Origin of the sequence: Proteus sp. G2669, from assembly GCF_009915245.1 — a bacterium.
Taxonomy (GTDB): Bacteria; Pseudomonadota; Gammaproteobacteria; order Enterobacterales; family Enterobacteriaceae; genus Proteus.
The window spans coordinates 12,454-31,074 of the sequence record NZ_JAABLX010000019.1; the positions used below are offsets into that span (position 1 = coordinate 12,454).

Consider the following 18,621-nt stretch of genomic DNA (forward strand, 5'->3'; position numbering starts at 1 on the left):
ACTTAATAGCCATCCGCATCAAGATCAGGACAGAATTCAGTGCCTGATAAACGATATACCTGTGTTTCAACTTTACCTTTTTCATCCGATGAAAGAGACATTTCTAAATAGCGCCAACCTGGAGAAACCGTATCCAAGGTAAAATTTGTGCAATGAGGGCGAAACTGAATACAAGTCGAAGGCGTTGCCAACATACGAATACCATTCCACATTTCATCCATTTCTTGATGAATATGACCACAAAGCATCATTTTCACCTGAGTATGGCCTTTTAAGCGCTCAGATAATTCTTGAGAGTTTCTTAAACTATGTTGATCTAACCATGTACATCCAGAAGGCATAGGATGATGATGTAACAAAATGATCGTATCCCTGTGTTTTTGGCTTTCAAGGCAACGTGTTAGCCAATCTAGCTGACAATCTGATAACTCACCATGAGGAACGCCTTGAATTTGGCTATCTAATAACAGCATTTGCCAACTATCACCAATCAACACTTGTTTTGCCGACAAAATACCTGCCTGATTTAAAGCATCAATCATCGCAGGTTGATAGTCATGATTACCTGGCAACCAAACACAAGGTGGTGTTAGTGTTGCAATACCATCAGCGAAATGCTGATAAGCTTCAAAGGTTTGATCTTGAACTAAATCACCTGTCGCAACAATCAAGTCCACCTCAAGCCCCTGCTCTCTAATTGCATTTAATACCGCATGGTAGCTACGATAGGTATTAATGCCCAGCAGAGTATCCTCCACATTAGCGAAGAGGTGGGTGTCTGTGATCTGTAATATTCTTACGGTGTTTTTGTGTTTCACCGATAATTCAAGCTGGCTTTCCAAAAGGTTTCCTTGTTTCACTCTCATTAGCCGTTATGTTAACGTATTTTCGTAGTAAAGATCTGCCAACCAATACACATTTCAAAAGATTAGTGAGAAATATTCTCGCTTTCAGTCACGTTTTTTTCACTTCATTTTACAATTTAATTCATTTGATATCGTATACTTAGAGATAGTTACTCTACTTGATAATATCGTTAAAAACACCCTTTAACCGTTTATTAATGCATTAAATTACTGACCAACGCTCTCTTAGTGCAATATGATGAAGTTGTAACCATTGCAGAGCAATAACAGATGCTGCATTATCAATAACGCCTTCTTCAACCCAACGATAGGCTTGTTCTCGGCTCACTACATGAACACGAATATCTTCGTTCTCACACGCTAACCCATGAATACCTTTTGCCGTTGTTGCATCAACTTCGCCAACATAGACATGCATTCTTTCACTGGTGCCACCAGGACTAGAAAGATAACTAATAATTGGCTCACATCGCCCAACAATAACGCCCGCTTCTTCTTGGGCTTCGCGCCTAACAACGTCTTCTGGGCTTTCCCCTTGTTCGACCATACCGGCAATCACTTCTAGCAACCAAGGTGTCTCACTGGTTTCATACGCAGGAATACGAATTTGCTCAATTAATACAACTTCATCACGTTTAGGATCATAAGCTAACAAAACCCCCGCATTGCCTCGCTCAAAGACTTCACGTTTAACTTCTTCACTCCATCCACCTTCAAAAAGGCGATGTTTAAAGCGGTACTCAGTCATACGGAAAAAGCCTTTATATAAATCTCTTTGAGAGAGCAATTTCACGTCTTCACGACCGTATAAAAATGGTATATTTTCCCTTTTCTTCATACAATGTTCCTTAAGTTACATTTAAGAGTCTTTTTATTGCTTACGTTTAATACAGATTTAAAGAAATTTGCCAACAATTCATGTAAAGTTAATCTAAAATAAAAGGATATGGCACAAATGGCTACCCCTACTTAGGGAAACAATCTGCTAGAATTATCCCCAATCAAGATTAACAGAGGCAACTCAGCGAAACTGTTGCAACAAGGAATTAAAATGAAAAAACTGCTCTCTCTTTTGGTCACGATGAGTTTGGCAGGATTCAGCACTGCAAGCCAGGCTGAGGATCTGCTTCAAGTTTATCAAAAAGCAAAGGACAGTAACCCTGAGTTACGCAAGTCATTAGCTGAAAGAAATCAAGCTTTTGAAAAAATTAATGAAGCTCGTGGCTCATTATTACCACAATTAGGATTAGGCGCATCCGCAGATTATAAAAGCGGCTACCGTGACGCAAGAGATACCGAATCCAATTCTATTGGTGCAAGTTTAACGCTAACTCAAAGTGTGTTTAACATGGCGTTATGGCGCCAATTAAACATTCAAGAAAAAACAGCGGGCATGAGTGATGTCACTTACCAAACAAGTCAGCAAAAGCTGATTTTAGACACTGCTACCGCTTACTTTGATGTTTTACGCGCTATTGATTCGTTATCATTTATTGAAGCGCAAAAAGAACAAGTTTACCGCCAGTTAGATCAAACAACTCAACGTTTTAACGTAGGTTTAGTCGCAATTACTGACGTACAAAATGCGCGAGCTAATTATGATAGCGTACTGGCACAAGAAGTGGCGGGTCGAAATCAATTAGATAACGCATTAGAGAAACTGCGCCAAGTTAGTGGTATCTATTATATTAATCTAGCATCACTGAACATCAGCCGTTTTTCAACAACTTCACCAGATTCTATTGAGAAACTGTTAAAAGATGCCGAAGAACGTAACTTAAGTTTATTGAGCGCACGTTTAGGTCAAGATTTAGCTCGCGAAAATATTCGTTTAGCGCAATCAGGTCACTTACCAACTGTAGACTTAAATGCATCAACTGGCGTATCAAATAGCCATAATCATGGTAGTGCATTACCACCAGCAGATGTTAGTAGCCGTAATAGTTACAGTGGTCAAAATAGCATTGGTTTGTCTGTTAGCATCCCTCTGTATACTGGTGGCAGAACAAGCTCACAAGTTGAACAAGCACAATATGGCTTTACAAGTGCAAGCGAACAATTAGAGTCGGTTTATCGCTCTATTGTCCAAATCGCGCGCTCTTCTTATAACAATATTTCTGCATCAATCAGTAGCATCAAAGCGTATCAACAAGTTGTTGTTTCTGCACAAAGTTCATTAGATGCAACTGAAGCGGGTTATCAAGTGGGTACTCGTACTATTGTTGATGTGTTGAATGCCACAACAACGCTTTATGATGCAAAACAGAAATTATCTAACGCACGTTATGACTATTTAATTAACCAATTAAATATTGAATACGCGCGTGGCACATTAAACGAGAATGACTTAATTCAGCTTAATAATGCACTAGGAGAAGAAGTTTCAACTTCACCAGATAACATTATTCGCCCGTTAACAAGCCCTGCTCTTAACGTTGCGCCTTGATCGTAAATTAAGAATTTAGTCACTTATAAAAAGCCGCTTTCAGCGATAAACTGATAAGCGGTTTTTTTTATGCTTTCTCTTCACATAAGATATTGTGTTATGAATTAAATTAAGATCTCAACAATATCTATATTCTTGTATTAACAAATACCTTAATTACAATTAGGTTAAAAAGAGAGGATTTACCTAATTTCATTACCCTTAACCTTATAAAGATCACAAATTTCTGGTTATCCCTGATGATTAGGCGTTTCTTATTTATTTTCTAGACTATTTAACCTATCCTAGCTTTTATTTTGAACGTTTTACCTTTTATGGATCTTATCAATATGCCAATGAAACGTACCAAATCGATTAATCGTGATGCTTTCCGTAAAGCATTTCGTCCTTATCGTCTGGCGCCTGTTGCAATCGCCATCACTGCTGTATTCGCGCTTTCAGGATGTGAAGAGAGCGACGAGACAGTTTCACTGTATATGAACGCACAAGAATGTGCTCAAGCGAATCCGTCACAAGCGGCACAGTGTGAAGACTCTTATCGCACTGCATTGCAAGAAGCGCAGCGTACAGCACCTAAATACGCCACATTAGAAGACTGCGTAGCTGAATTCGGTGATGCTCAATGTACTCAAACTGCGTCTATTGATGGACAGCCTGTTAGTACTGAAAATGCCAATAATTTAAACCCAGACAGCTCACAAATGGCACAAGCTAACTCAGGTGGTAGCTTCTTTATGCCATTAATGGCGGGCTATATGATGGGTCGTCTTATGGGTGGTGGCGCACCAGCACAACCACTGTTTAGCTCGCGTAATCCAACAAGCCCTGCAAACGGTAAATTTGTGGATGCAACAGGCCGTAACTATGGTCCTGCGGTTGGTGGTCGTCAAATGAACGTACCAAAAACAGCAATGACGCCAAAACCATCAACAACCTCAACGGTAACTCGAGGTGGCTTCGGTAATACAGTATCAAGACAAGCTGCGGCTCAGCGTACCAGTGCAACGAATAATAACCGTAGCTCAACCGGTTCATCTTCTTACCGTTCAGGTGGCTAATTAACACCATGAAACGCGAAAATATTATTGAACGCCCGGATTGGCGAGAAAAAGCAACGGAATTTGGCTTTAACTTTCATACCATGTATGGCGAGCCTTATTGGTCTGAAGATGCTTATTATCAATTCTCAATGGATGAAGTTGAAACTCTAGAAGAAACCACGGAAGAGCTTCATCAGATGTGCTTACAAGTCGCGGATAAAGTGGCGAACAGTGAAGAGTTGCTAACTCGTTTTCAAATCCCGCGTCACTGCTGGGATTTTGTGCGTGACTCTTGGAAATCATCGCAACCTTCACTCTATTCACGTCTTGATTTAGCCTATGACGGTAAAAGCCCAGCAAAACTGTTAGAAAATAATGCAGATACTCCAACCTCACTGTATGAATCTGCTTTTTTTCAATGGATCTGGCTTGAAGATCAAGTTAAGGCTGGCCGTTTACCGCAAAATGCAGATCAATTTAACAGTATTCAAGAAAAGTTAATTGATCGCTTTGCTGAGCTTCGTGATCAATACGGAATGCGTTATCTGCATATGTCTTGCTGCCAAGACACTGAAGAAGATCGCGGTACAGTTCAATATTTACAAGATTGTGCCGAAGAAGCCCAAGTAACAACTGATTTTGTCTTTATTGAAGATCTGGGTTTAGGTGAGCGTGGTGAATTAACTGATCTGCAAGATCAGATAATCAGCAACATGTTTAAGCTTTACCCTTGGGAATTTATGTTCCGTGAAGACTTCTCAACTAAACTGGCTGATGCTGGTATTCGTTGGTTAGAACCTTCTTGGAAGAGCATTATCTCAAATAAAGCATTATTACCAATGCTTTGGGAAATGTTCCCTAATCACCCTAATCTGCTACCTGCTTATTTCTATGAAGGTAAAGCGCCTGATTCATTATCACGTTATGTTATCAAGCCACTGTTTTCACGCGAAGGTGCAAATATTCGTATTGTTGAAAACGGCAAGGATATTGCTGTCGCAGATGGCCCTTACGGTGAAGAAGGCTTTATTGTTCAAGATTTCCATCCACTGCCAAAATTTGGTGATAGTTATACATTAATTGGTAGCTGGCTGGTTAACGATCAATCCGCAGGTATTTGCATTAGAGAAGATAGAGAGCTTATCACGCAAGATCTCTCACGCTTCTATCCACATATTATTTTAGATTGATAGAAATCTTAAAATTATATTGAGCACCTTATTGCTTGTTAGCGGTAAGGTGTTTTTTTATTCAAAATAGCTTTCTATTTTGATGATTTCAATATAAGACTATATTCCAGAGATGATCATATCCATAGCAGACACTATTGCTGTATGGATCTCAGGCCTAACACACACAATATAAACAAAATGTTAAGTATATTAATTATATCTATATAGAAAATTAGAAAGGTCAATAACGAGGGAAATATAATGAGTCGATACATTATATTTAATTTAAAAAAAGCCAAATTCCATAAAATGAATTTGGCCTTTTATTTATATCAATAGGTTTTATTGGATGGTTTTATCCAATTTGAAACGTCATCATACTTAGTGATTTATTCACAATATCATTATTCAGCACTGTTGCCTTTTCACCCGCTTGTTTTAAACCTAATAGATACAAAACAGGCAAAAAATGATCGGGAGTGGGATGTGACAATCTCCCTTCTTCTGTTGATAAAATCGTAAATAACGCTTCTGGTACCTTATCGCTTTGTAAACTATTTTCGACTGTCTCATTAAAAGCCAATGCCCAAGGATAAGGTGTCGCATCGCTATTTTGCCAGTCCATCATTCTTAAATTGTGAACGATATTACCGCTACCAATAATTAAGACGCCTTCTTTACGTAATTCAACCAGCTTTTGCCCTAATTCATAATGCCATTGCGCTGATTGGTGTGCATCAATACTTAATTGAACAACAGGAATATTCGCGTTGGGATACATTTTTTCGAGTATCCCCCAACTTCCATGATCTAATCCCCATTGATCCATATCGAGTTTTAATTTAATCGGATCAATAAGATCTTCAATCAGCGCAGCTAAACCTATCGAACCTCGTGCTGGATATTCTATTGCATATAATTCTGCAGGAAATCCATAAAAATCATGAATTGTCTTTGGTTGCGACATTGCCGTTACATAAGTTCCATCGGTATACCAATGGGCAGAAATCACTAAAATCGCTTTAGGTTGAGGAAGTGTTTCCCCTAATTTTGACCAGAGGCGAGTATATGTATTGTCTTCTAATACATTCATTGGGCTACCATGCCCAATAAACAGCGCTGGCATCATTTTTGTGTCCATAATCACCTCTTATGGCTTGTGATCTTATGGCGTTAGCATAGCGCCTTCTTACTTGAAATATAGTCAAAGAAGTATGAAATAGTTATTCAAAAAATATGAAAAAAGCCACCTAAGTTTCCTTAAGTGGCTTGAATAAGTGTGTGTGTGTTTTCAGTGTCGGTTATAACATGTTAATTTCAGCCAGCTTTTTTCTCCTCACGAAGACGATAAGCCACTAAATCTTCAATAGTTAACACAGGCATATTGTGCTTTTTAGCAAAAGTAATCACTTCAGGTGCTCTTGCCATTGTGCCATCGTCATTGGTTAATTCGCATAACACTGCAACTGGTTTAAAACCAGCTAATGTTGCTAAATCAATTGACGCTTCTGTGTGTCCTCCACGAGTCAATACACCACCAGGTTGGCCTCGTAATGGGAATACATGGCCTGGACGATTTAAATCACTTGGTTTTGCATTGTCAGCAGCAGCTGCACGTACTGTGGTTAAACGATCAGATGCTGAAACACCTGTTGTTACACCTTGTGCCGCTTCAATCGTTACTGTAAATGCTGTATGGAAATGACTAGTGTTATTTTCCACCATCATAGGCAAATCAAGTTGCTGGCGACGTTCTTCTGTAATGCATAAACACACAATGCCACTACCATGACGAATAGACATCGCCATTTGTTCTGTGGTCATCGTTTCTGCTGCGAAAATCATATCGCCTTCATTTTCGCGGTTCTCGTCGTCGAGCACCATCACGCCTTTACCAGCACGAAGGGCTTCAAGAGCAAGTTCAACACGCTCAAATGGATTACCGAATTCGGAAAGTAGCGTCTGATTCATGGTAAAAAAACCTCAATAATTAATGAAAGTTACCAGAACCAGGGCAGTCTTAGGAGTGGATCTCTGCTTAATAAAAAACATAAGCAGAAACAACAGGAATGGATACAATGATCCTACTGATGCTATTTTATTCTCTCCCATCCAGACTTTAACTGTCGGCTCCAGAATCACACTGGATCTGCTGACCTTTGCATTACAATGGCAACACAAAGCGCTCGCGGGCTTTACTTGGATCTTCAAGTATCTACCGCCGGTGGGGACTTTCACCCCGCCCTGAGATTAACGAAGAAACTATACGCTTTAAAATTATAAGAGGCAATCATCAATCCGTGACAATACTTGTTTAATCACATAATCACTTTATGACATACGGTTATTTAACGATTTATAATAAAAAAGTAACAATAATCCTGATATCTAGTTTTATTCCCTCAGCCCTCATATTACACTTAGCCTCAGCTTTCTATTTTATTTGTGAGGACTTCCCATGTTGGACCCGAAAAAACTTGAACAAGTCGCGCGCCAAATCCAAAACGTTCTGCCACAAGGCATCAAAGATTTTGGTGATGATATTGATAAAAAAATCCGCACTGTTCTGCAATCTCAATTAAACAAGTTGGATTTAGTTAATCGCGAAGAGTTTGATGTACAGACTCAAGTCTTATTACGCACTCGTGAAAAACTAACACGCTTAGAACACCGTTTAAATGAGCTAGAAGCTGGTCTGATTGCAAAACCTCAAGCTGAAGTTATCCAAGTTGAAGACGTTGAAATTACAGTAGAAACTCAAGCAGAAAATAAAGCTTAATCTATTTACTTTATTAGTTATTCTCTTTATTAATAAAGCAAAAACCCTGTATCTTACCCAGACACAGGGTTATTTTTTATGTGCTCTATAAATCAATTACTCACTATTTTAGCTCTGGCCAATAGTCTTCATTCGCTTCAATTAAATCATCTAAAATTGCTTTTGCAACGGTCGCACTTGGCACAGTTTTAGACATCGTTATGGCTTGCCACAGTTTCAAATAGGATTTTTCAATCCAGGCTTCTACCACTAATTTTTCAACGGCAACCTGCTGACTCATCATCCCTTTTTGAAATAATGGAATTTTGCCCATGACTAAAGGCTCTGGTCCATGACTTCCGACAATACAGGGGATCTCCACCATTGCTTCAGGATCAAAATTAATAATTGATCCGTTGTTAGGAACGATCAGCAACATTCTTTCTTGGGTATTAAACGCGATAGCCGTTGCAAGATCGACAATGTAAGAAGCATGTTCATCTATTTCAAGATGACCTGCTGATGATTTACCCGCGGCTGTAATGGCTCGACAAGCGTTGAAAACGTTCTTTTCTCTGTGCTCCATCACTTCATTAGCACGCGTATGATGAGGATCAGAATGCGCAACAACATAATCAGGGAACAAATAATACTTCAAATAAGTATTTGGCATAGTTGCTGGATCTAACGCCCAAACATCTTTTGCCTTACCAAAGGTATCGTTCCAACTTGCTTCAACTGGCTCTCCTGCTACTTTAGGAATATACCCATGCTCAGCAACATGTTTACGAATAATAGGCAGTAAATCATTACCTTGTAAATCTTCAACTTGCGTCCACCAGCCAAAGTGATTTAAGCCGTAATAGCGGACACGCATCTCCTTACGTGATTTTAACCCTGCAATTTGCGCCATACGTGACTCAATACCAATTGGCATATCACAAATATTTAAGATTTTTGCATTCGGCTTTAAGCGGCGAGTAGCTTCGGCGACAATGGCTGCTGGGTTAGAATAATTTAACATCCATGCATTAGGTGAATATTTTTCCATATATTCAACCAATTCTAATACGCCCCCAATAGAACGCATACCATAAGCAATACCACCAGGCCCACAGGTTTCTTGCCCTAATACGCCGTGGCGTAAAGGAATTTTTTCATCTTTTTCACGCATTGGATATTTACCAACACGAATATGAGCCATAACAAAATCAACATCCGTGAAGGCAGTTTTAGGATCTGTGGTATAGCAAAATTCAATTTCAGGTGCTTTTTCAGTAAGAATTATTTCACAAGCTTTAGCAATGGTTTCTTGCCTCTCGGCATCATTGTCATAAAATTTGATGGCTCTTAATGGAAAACGTTTTAAATTTTCCAGTAGCATCAAAATAATACCGGGTGTAAATGTACTACCGCCACCTGCAATTACGACTGAGAACTTCTTCATTATATAGCCTCCGACAAGGTGATTTTTTGTGGATCTTCTTTCATAAGTTGTTCAATTTTGTCTCTCACTTGAGAAACGTGTAGCCCGATAATGATTTGCAATGCATGGCCTTTACGCACTACACCATGTACACCGAGCCCTTTAAAATAGGCATCTGTTTCAATTACTTCGTTATCAATCACTTCAATACGTAAACGTGTTGCGCAGTTATTTAAAGATTTGATATTTGCCCCTCCTCCTAAGCCTTCAAGAATGCCTTTAGGGAGTGCGAGTTTGCGATCTTCTTTTGCTGTTTTTGAACTATCCGAAACCTGTGATTTTTTATTTTTATAATCTTGTTTGCTATAGAGCTTGATCTCTTCATCATCTTCTTCACGACCTGGTGTTTTTAAATTAAGTTTGATAATTAATGTTCTAAACACCACAAACCAAATCATTGTAAAAATCAGACCTATAACTATTTGCGTAATAATCATCCCGTAATGGTTATGAAACATTGGGATCCAATTCATAGGTAGGAAATTATCGATGATCCCTCCGCCCATATTTCCGACAACTCCAAAGTGATAAAGCGTTGTCGCTAATGTGGCGGCTAACACGGCATGAATGGCAAACAATAGCGGAGAGATAAATAAGAATGTGAACTCTAAAGGTTCTGTTATTCCCACAAATACAGCGGTCAATGCAGAGGGTATAAGTAAACCTGCAATTTTGGCTCTATTTTTAGGTGCAGCAGTAAAATAGAGAGCAAGTGCTATACCAATAGAACCAAAGACTTTGCTATTACCATGTAGTGCAAAGCCACCTTCTGGAAATAACGTTTTTAAAGATTCAGTGCTTTGACTGAAATATTGCATATTTTGGGCCCAATCAACTTGAATTCCATGTTCAGTGACTGCTGGGCCAAAAATAAATGGGCCATAAATAAAGTGATGTAAGCCAGTAGGAATTAAAATACGTTCAAGAAAGGTATATATCCAAACACCTAAAGAGCCAGATTCAACCATAAATACTTGCAAAGATTGAATACCAATTTGCACTTTTGGCCAGAAAAATAATGTTATCCACGCTAACGGTAACATAACAAAGAAACTAATTAATACAACATACGAAGTTCCTTGAAATATACCTAAAAAGACAGGGAGCTGTTTATCAAAATAACGATTATGAATACCTGTAACTATACCCGCAATAATAATCGCCCCAATAATACTGGTATCTAATGTTTTAATTCCAGCTATCATTGTTAAGCCACTATTCCCGCCAATTTCATTTGTAAAATCTACGCCGAAATAACTTCCCCAAACTATTCCCATTGCATTAATAAAATAATTCCAAGTGAGAAAACTCACCATTACAGCAAGGCAAGCTCTTGCTTGTGCAGTTTTAGCTAAACCGATTGGTAAGCCAATTGCAAAAATAAGAGGCATATTACGAAAAACAGTCCATCCCCCCTCTTCAATAATATGAACAATTTGGGCAAATAAACTATCGGGTCTTAATAAATCTTCACTAATAAATAATGGATTCTGTAATAAAATGGCAATGCCTACAACAATACCTGCAAATGGAAATAGTAGGACAGGAGTAAACATGGCTCCACCAAATCGTTGTATTTGACTGAGCATAAAAATATCCTCTTATTTACTGCTACTGAAACGATATGCTATTTAATTCATTCTTTTTCTGTAAATTCAGATTAGATTCTTTTCTCTTTATTCTCTCATCTGAAATGAGTTATTCGTGATCTGATTCATACTAATCTTTCAGGCAAAGTGATCTCACTTTTAGTCAAAAAGCAGATCACTTTTTATTTTTTGATAACGTGCACATTTCAGAGGTATAAATGATTATCTTATATATCAAAAAATTATATTCAGATAGATTAAATAAAGAGAGCCGATTTTAAGAATAAAAAGAGGTATAAAAGTGATCTACAAAGACATTGTAAAAAGCCTAAGAATTCAAATAAATTCGGCTGGATACCAAATTGGTGACCCTTTACCAGCAGAAAAATCATTAGCACAACAATACAACGTATCAAGAATGACAATACGTAAAGCAGTGGATTTATTAGTGAACGCAGGATTATTAGAACGAAAACATGGTTCTGGTACTTATATTAAAGAAAAAGATGTTCATCATGAAAATGCTAGCCTAAAAGGTTTTGTCGAACTAATGGCAAATACTGGTCACAATGTAAAAAGTGAAGTCATAGAGTTTTGTGTTATTCCCTGCCCTTTATCTATCGCCAGTAAATTACGTATCAACTCAAATGAACGTATTTTTTATTCAAGGCGAATACGTTACGTCGATAATAAACCGCTTATTGTTGAAGACAGTTACATGCCTGTTAAATATTTTCATAATTTAACCTTAACCCATTTAGAAGGTTCTAAATTTGATTTTATTGAAAATATTTGTCAAATAAAAATATCAGGAAGTTATGAAACTTTTCACCCTATTATGCCTGATAGCAATATTTGTCAATTATTAAAAATAGAAACTAACATTCCAATATTAAGACTCAGCACATTATCATATAGCACTCAGGGCGATTATATTAACTATTCAATTATGTATAGAAACACTCTAGATTATATTGTTGAGTATCATTTAAAAAGAGAACAATAACCATTAATAAAAGTATCATTAAAAATTTATAATAGTTGGATCCTTTATTATAAAAAAAGCACTCCAAAGAGTGCTTTTCGTCGTTAATTTATGCCATTATTTCTTTTTAATCGCATTAATAATATTCGTTGTAGAAATGCCATCTTCAAAATTCAGCACTTTTACTTCACCGCCTGCAGCCCAAACTTCTTTACTACCCGCGATATCTTCAGGTTTATAATCCCCACCTTTGACTAAAATATCTGGTAAGACAGAAGCAATTAAGCGCTGTGGTGTATCTTCCTCAAACGCAACAACCCAGTCTACTGCACCTAAGGCTCCAAGCACTGTCATACGCTGCTCTAATGGGTTAACAGGACGTGTTTCACCTTTTAATCGCTTAGTCGATGCATCACTATTTACAGCAACAATAAGGCGGTCACCTAATTTACGTGCATTTGCTAAATAACTGACATGGCCTGCGTGAAGAATATCAAAACATCCATTAGTCATCACAATGCGCTCACCGCGCTGACGTGCTAATTCAACTGCCTGTTTTAATTGTTCTTCTTCCATTATACCAAAACCGTTGTCGGCACGACCACGAATGGCATTTTCCAGTTCAATAGGTGATACTGTCGATGTTCCTAATTTACCCACCACAACACCCGCAGCAGCATTTGCAAGGAAACAGGCTTCACTTAAAGGTTTACCTGCAGCTAAAGAGGTTGCTAATACACCTATTACAGTGTCGCCCGCACCAGTAACATCATAAACTTCTTGGGCTTGTGTTGGTAAGTGTAATGGCGCTTCATTCGCTCGAATAAGGCTCATTCCACGTTCAGAACGTGTGATCAGTAAAGCATCAAGCTCTAAATCTCGAACTAATTGAGTACCTTTTTCCACTAGCTCATCATCGTTTTTACAAACGCCGACAACTTGTTCAAATTCTGACATATTTGGCGTTAATAACGTTGCGCCACGATAACGCTCAAAATCACACCCTTTAGGATCGATTAATACTGGAACACCCGCTTTCTTTGCAAGTTGGATCATTTCTTGAACATGAGAAAGTGCGCCTTTCGCGTAATCTGATAAAATCAGTGCGCCAATAGAAGGCAAGGCTTGTTGAATTCGTTCATAGATAGGTTGAGGGTCAACATTGCTAAACCCTTCTTCAAAATCAAGACGGATTAATTGTTGATTACGTGAAAGCACTCGTAATTTTGTAATGGTTGGATGTGTCGCAACAGAGACAAAATCACAGCGTACATTGACCTGATTTAATGTATTACTCAATGCTTTGGCGGCTTCATCAATACCCGTTAAACCCACTAAACGTGAATTAGCACCAAGTGAAGCAATATTCATTGCCACGTTTGCCGCACCACCGGGGCGCTCTTCTGTGGTATCTACTTTGACCACTGGCACTGGGGCTTCTGGTGAAATACGGCTTGTGGGGCCATACCAATAGCGGTCTAACATGACGTCACCGACAACCAGTACATTGGCCTTATTAAAATCCGGCAGCGTTACTTTCATCCCATACTCCACATTTATTTTCAAAATAAGCCGAAATAATACCATAACTTGTTAAGCAAAAAGAGACACTCATAAGCGTTCCCGCTAACAAACCCTTATTCTTGCTCACCAAGCCACTTTTGCTTGCTTTTTAATACGTGTTCTCGCTCTACAATAAAACAATTGTTATCGACAATCGCAGGTAACGCTTGTAGCGCAAGATGGTGTAATTCATTACGTAATGTGACATAAGCATGTGTCAAAGCCTGAGCTTCTTCTTCATCCATCACTTGATATTTTGCCATTAACTCAAAAATACGCACATTATCAGACCAACGTGTTAATGCAGGATATTGATGAGAAAAACGCAATACCAAATATTGAGCGATAAATTCAATATCGGTAATACCGCCTGATGAGGTTTTTAAATCAAACTTGTCTGCTTGTGTTGGTGCAAGATGTTGCACCATTTTTTGGCGCATTTCGCGCACTTCATGTTGTAATACATTAGCATCACGAGAAAGGCATAGCGTTTCATGACGAATACGTGAAAACATCTGTTGTAATTCATCATCACCGTAAATCATTCTGGCACGAATTAGCGCTTGATGTTCCCAAGTCCAAGCCTCATTTTTCTGATATTCATCAAATGCTTGAATAGTACTAACCAACATACCGGATTCACCTGAAGGGCGTAAACGCGCATCAACTTCATACAAGACGCCAGAGGAGGTTCGTGTACTAAATAAATGGATAATGCGTTGAGCTAGGCGCAAATAAAACTGACGAGCATCAATCTGTTTTGCTCCAGTTGTCACGATATTCATTGGACAGTCTAATAAAAATACCAAGTCTAAATCTGAGCTATAGCCTAATTCCCATCCCCCTAATTTGCCGTACCCAATCACCGAAAAACCTAGCCCATCACGATTGGCTAAATGTTCAGGCTCACCATAACGCTTCACCATATATGACCAAGCTTGATGAACAACAGCATGAATGATGGCTTCCGCTAGATATGTTAAGTGATCGCTAACTTTCATCACGGGTAATACACCCGTGATGTCTTCCGCAGCAATGCGCAACAGTTGAGCTTGTTTAAATTGGCGCAGTGCTTCTAGTCGTTGTTCTTCATCTTCTTCTGGTACACGTAATAAATATTGACGTAATTCATCACGATACGCATCTAAAGGTAGTGGCTGATAGAGTGAATTAGGATCAAGTAATTCATCTAACAGTAAAGGATGAAGTGCCAACTGTTCTGCTATCATCGGAGATGCTGCACATAATCGTATAACATGAGTGAGAACTTCATCAGACTCTTGCATCAACTCTAAATAGGTTGTACGACTCACAATACTTAATAGTAACGGGGTAACTCGTTGTAACGTAACTAACGTTTGAGGTTGTTGGCAAATCTTAGCCAGTAATTTTGGCATTAATGTATCAAGAACATCTCGCCCTCTCGGCCCTATCGTTCGCTTACCAATATCTTGGCGAAATATCTGTAACGTCTGATTAATCGCATTCAGTGACTCAACCGTAAGTGATTGATGAAGTAATGACGACGTTTCAGGCAAACGCCCAAGTAACCAGAGACGTTTAAACTCAGAGATATCCTCTTCTTCATCATTTTCATCTTCTTCACCAATCAATTGCGTGAAAATAACAGAAACAGCCTGCATTTTGTGGCTAATTTCTTGATAAAGCGTTTCCCAATTATCATATCCCATTGCAAAAGTGAGCCGCGCTTTATCCTCTTCATTATCTGGTAAGGTTTGCGTCTGCTGATCACCAATGGATTGTAATAAGTTTTCTAATCGACGAAGAAAGAGATAGCTTTCAGCTAATTGTGCTGTTTCTTTTTCTGTTAATAATTCAAGCGTTGTGATCGCCTTTAATACTGTTAATAGTGAGTTACTCTGTAGATCAGGCTCTCTGCCACCGCGAATTAACTGAAAAACTTGTGTAATAAATTCAATTTCACGAATGCCACCTGCACCGAGTTTTATGTTATCAATCATGCCACGGCGACGTACTTCACGACTTATCATGGATTTCATATTTCGTAGCGATTGAATAACACTGAAATCAATATAGCGGCGATAAACAAAAGGACGTAGCATTTGACGTAAAACTTGGCAATACGCTTTCTTTTCTGCCCCTAATACGCGCGCTTTGATCATTGCATAGCGCTCCCAGTCTCGCCCTTGCTCTTGGTAATAATCTTCAAGCGCTGCAAAACTCATTACCAAAGGCCCACTTTCGCCAAATGGACGCAATCGCATATCAACACGATAGACGAAGCCATCAATAGTGTGTTGATCCAGTACTTTAATCAGCTTTTGGCCTAATCGTGTAAAAAACTGAGCATTATCAAGCTCTCGACGTCCACCTTGGGTAAATCCATTTTCAGGATAAGCAAAAATTAAGTCGATATCAGAAGAAAAATTAAGTTCAAATCCACCTAATTTCCCCATACCTAAGATCAGAAATGGTTGAGGTTTACCTTCACTATCACAAGGTGTTCCCCATTGTTGGCAACATTGCTGATAAAGCGTGTCTCTTGCGACACAAATTAGGGTTTCAGCCAGTACACTTAAATGTTTTAGCGCACAAGGGATATCGCCTAATTGGAAAAATTGTAACCATGCAATGCGCACTAATTGTTGATGGCGAAATTGACGTAAGATCCGCATAACATCATCTTCATTATTAACATTGGCTAACATTGCTGTTAGTTGAGTTTCATAACTCTGCCATTCGATACCTGTGGGTGGATTCTGCCTGATATCAGTCAACCATTGAGGATTAACTCGAAAATGCTCGGTGGCAAAGGGACTAAATGCAAGAAATTGTTGTTCTTGTTCACTAAAAGGTGCCAGCGCATTAAGTTGAGAAGAAAAACCACACTGTGCTTTATCCCACAATGATTGAAGTACACTGATAACAGACATAAATAGACTCTCACGTTGTCAGGAAATTAAGCAATAGACAGTAACCACGACGTAGAAGATAACTTAAAGTTCAGCCATAAAACGTGATAATAGTCGGTTGCGGTTGTAAATGTTAACGGTGAAATTGCATTGAGTGACTGTTGCATAAATTCAGGCAGATCAGATTGTTTTTTGCACCAATCTGAAAATAACGCCAACATTGCTGGCATAGTAATTGTCGGAGGTGTTGGATTAGCAAAAATAGCTTCTTCTAATGCCTGTATTGCACTTAACCATTTTGTAAGTTGTTGTGCCGTTGTATCACTAGGAGACAGATTCACGACACTCAACGATAACGCAGGTTTATCTTTTGCCAGATAATAACCTCGAGCTGCTTTACTGCGAGAGGCAAGACGTAATCCACCTTTTTCACCTAAATACGTCGCTAATGCAATAACGTCTGACACCTTACCTTTTTTAAGTTCTAGCTCAAACTCTTCAATCGGTAATTCATATTGCTCAGTACGAATAGCGCCTTGATCTAAAACCACTTCTATTTGACTATCTTGATACTCAACAAGCCAGACTTCACGATAAAAATCCGTATGAAATAACACATTAAGCTGGGATTCTAATAAAGCTAGATCCGTTTTTTCTGGCCAGATTTCTGCGGGAAAGCGAGCTAAATCTAATTTAGGTTGTGTTAACTCAACATTATATTCTGGACGTTGATGCAAACCTGCAACAACTTTGCCGGCTGTTTTAATTGTCATTTCATAACTGTCATCAACACCACGAATACGCAGCCCCATATCCCAACGACGAATTTGATTATCTGTCGTCTCAAAGTAAAGATTAGTCAGCTTTTTGGGTGCAGAGTGCTGATGTGGTAGAGTCAGAATGCGCTGAATAATATGAGGAATAGCGGCAGGTATGGCACTCATTTTGAGTTCGGTTTCTAATTGGCTCATTCTATTTCCCTTAAGTAAATCAATTGATTAGTAAAATATTTGACGCATTTTCATTTAGCAAGTGATAGCCTAATAACAATAATGAATAAAAGGCAGATTACCCCTATATTCTACCAGTTAAGACTGTTCTCATTCTGGTTTACTATTTGCTTACGCAAACTTTACTCTTTAGTATCAGTAAAAATATTCTCTTGTATAGATAAAAAAGTTGAAAACATAATGCGAAAATTACCCTTACTTTTTATTTCCTTACTTAGCTTAGGTGTTTCTCTGAGCTCACACGCAGAAACTCGCTATGTTTCCGATGAATTATCCACTTATGTGCATAGTGGACCAGGAAATCAGTACCGAATTGTTGGCTCTTTAAATTCAGGTTCAACAGTGACCGTACTTTCTCGCAATGCGGCAACAGGTTATGTACAAATTAAAGATGATAAAGATCGTACTGTCTGGTTGCCAGAAAACCAACTAAGCGCCCAACCAAGTATGCGTACTCGTATTCCTGCTATGGAAAAAGAGATCCAAACACTACGCGATAAACTAGCGAATATCGACCAAAGCTGGAATCAACGTACTATAGATATGCAAAATAAAGTCTCAAACAGCGATGACATAATCAACGGTTTGAAAAAAGAAAATGAGCAGATGAGAACAAAACTCGCGGTTGCTGAGAAAAAACTCGATTTTGCTAATCAACAGTTAGATGATCGACAACGTGACATCATCTTACAGTGGTTTATGTATGGTGGTGGTGTTGCTGGTGCGGGTCTTATTTTTGGTCTGATCCTTCCGCATATCATTCCTCGTCGCCGTAAACGCAACGATCGTTGGATGAACTAATATTCAGCCAA

Annotated in this window: 15 protein-coding genes and 1 riboswitch; of the genes, 6 read left to right on the forward strand and 9 right to left on the reverse strand. The window is 38.7% G+C overall.

The features are described from left to right. Window positions 1-2: 2 nt before the first annotated feature. Window positions 3-842 carry a 3',5'-cyclic-AMP phosphodiesterase gene (gene cpdA, locus GWI68_RS05065; protein ID WP_166539577.1) on the reverse strand — a complete coding sequence of 280 codons (840 nt, stop codon included), beginning with the start codon at window positions 840-842 and terminating at the stop codon, window positions 3-5. A 226-nt stretch (window positions 843-1,068) separates the two neighbouring features. Continuing rightward, complete coding sequence (gene nudF, locus GWI68_RS05070) at window positions 1,069-1,704, reverse strand: ADP-ribose diphosphatase (protein ID WP_166539578.1); 636 nt, start codon at window positions 1,702-1,704, stop codon at window positions 1,069-1,071. Between the two features lie 213 nt (window positions 1,705-1,917). Here nudF and tolC point away from each other — a divergent pair, with 213 nt between their 5' ends. From tolC to GWI68_RS05085, 3 genes are all read left to right on the forward strand, one after another. Further along, window positions 1,918-3,312, forward strand: coding sequence for an outer membrane channel protein TolC (gene tolC, locus GWI68_RS05075; protein WP_166539579.1), 1,395 nt, complete (start codon window positions 1,918-1,920; stop codon window positions 3,310-3,312). Window positions 3,313-3,641: 329 nt separating this feature from the next. Next, the gene (locus GWI68_RS05080) at window positions 3,642-4,370 is read left to right on the forward strand and encodes a DUF1190 family protein (RefSeq protein WP_109409115.1); all 729 of its coding nucleotides are present in this window, start codon (window positions 3,642-3,644) and stop codon (window positions 4,368-4,370) included. A gap of 8 nt (window positions 4,371-4,378) precedes the next feature. Further along, window positions 4,379-5,542, forward strand: a complete 1,164-nt coding sequence (locus tag GWI68_RS05085) for a glutathionylspermidine synthase family protein (protein WP_166539580.1) — start codon at window positions 4,379-4,381, stop codon at window positions 5,540-5,542. A gap of 337 nt (window positions 5,543-5,879) precedes the next feature. On the opposite strand, the gene ygiD is transcribed toward GWI68_RS05085, so the two are convergent. Further along, a complete protein-coding gene (ygiD, locus tag GWI68_RS05090; RefSeq protein ID WP_166539581.1) occupies window positions 5,880-6,665 on the reverse strand; it encodes a 4,5-DOPA dioxygenase extradiol in 786 nt (261 codons plus the stop codon). 176 nt (window positions 6,666-6,841) lie between these two features. After that, window positions 6,842-7,495, reverse strand: coding sequence for a 3,4-dihydroxy-2-butanone-4-phosphate synthase (gene ribB / locus GWI68_RS05095; RefSeq protein WP_166539582.1), 654 nt, complete (start codon window positions 7,493-7,495; stop codon window positions 6,842-6,844). Between the two features lie 125 nt (window positions 7,496-7,620). Beyond that, window positions 7,621-7,780, reverse strand: a riboswitch (FMN riboswitch). 202 nt (window positions 7,781-7,982) lie between these two features. On the opposite strand from ribB, the gene GWI68_RS05100 reads away from it, so the two are divergent. Then, window positions 7,983-8,303 (forward strand): accessory factor UbiK family protein, encoded by a 321-nt coding sequence (locus GWI68_RS05100; RefSeq protein ID WP_109409117.1) that lies wholly within the window; start codon window positions 7,983-7,985, stop codon window positions 8,301-8,303. Window positions 8,304-8,406: 103 nt separating this feature from the next. Here the strand turns inward: GWI68_RS05100 and GWI68_RS05105 are convergent, their stop codons facing one another. Beyond that, entirely contained in the window at window positions 8,407-9,729 is a 1,323-nt protein-coding gene (locus GWI68_RS05105) for a 6-phospho-alpha-glucosidase (protein WP_166539583.1), read from the reverse strand. After that, the gene (locus GWI68_RS05110) at window positions 9,729-11,357 is read right to left on the reverse strand and encodes an alpha-glucoside-specific PTS transporter subunit IIBC (protein WP_166539584.1); all 1,629 of its coding nucleotides are present in this window, start codon (window positions 11,355-11,357) and stop codon (window positions 9,729-9,731) included. Before GWI68_RS05110 ends, GWI68_RS05105 begins: the two co-directional genes overlap by 1 nt. Before the next feature lie 301 nt (window positions 11,358-11,658). Between GWI68_RS05110 and GWI68_RS05115 the strand changes: the two genes are divergently transcribed. Then, window positions 11,659-12,363, forward strand: a complete 705-nt coding sequence (locus GWI68_RS05115) for a GntR family transcriptional regulator (RefSeq protein WP_166539585.1) — start codon at window positions 11,659-11,661, stop codon at window positions 12,361-12,363. A gap of 96 nt (window positions 12,364-12,459) precedes the next feature. Here the strand turns inward: GWI68_RS05115 and hldE are convergent, their stop codons facing one another. The 3 genes from hldE to GWI68_RS05130 all read right to left on the reverse strand — a co-directional run bounded on the left by hldE (window position 12,460) and on the right by GWI68_RS05130 (window position 17,770). Next, a complete protein-coding gene (gene hldE / locus GWI68_RS05120; protein WP_166539586.1) occupies window positions 12,460-13,884 on the reverse strand; it encodes a bifunctional D-glycero-beta-D-manno-heptose-7-phosphate kinase/D-glycero-beta-D-manno-heptose 1-phosphate adenylyltransferase HldE in 1,425 nt (474 codons plus the stop codon). Between the two features lie 95 nt (window positions 13,885-13,979). Beyond that, the gene (gene glnE / locus GWI68_RS05125; RefSeq protein WP_166539587.1) at window positions 13,980-16,820 is read right to left on the reverse strand and encodes a bifunctional [glutamate--ammonia ligase]-adenylyl-L-tyrosine phosphorylase/[glutamate--ammonia-ligase] adenylyltransferase; all 2,841 of its coding nucleotides are present in this window, start codon (window positions 16,818-16,820) and stop codon (window positions 13,980-13,982) included. Between the two features lie 26 nt (window positions 16,821-16,846). Next, window positions 16,847-17,770: a CYTH domain-containing protein gene (locus tag GWI68_RS05130; RefSeq protein WP_166539588.1), complete on the reverse strand. Its 924-nt coding sequence runs from the start codon at window positions 17,768-17,770 to the stop codon at window positions 16,847-16,849. A 219-nt stretch (window positions 17,771-17,989) separates the two neighbouring features. On the opposite strand from GWI68_RS05130, the gene GWI68_RS05135 reads away from it, so the two are divergent. Beyond that, on the forward strand, window positions 17,990-18,610 hold the full coding sequence (locus tag GWI68_RS05135; RefSeq protein WP_166539589.1) for a TIGR04211 family SH3 domain-containing protein: 621 nt from the start codon (window positions 17,990-17,992) through the stop codon (window positions 18,608-18,610). Window positions 18,611-18,621 lie beyond the last annotated feature (11 nt).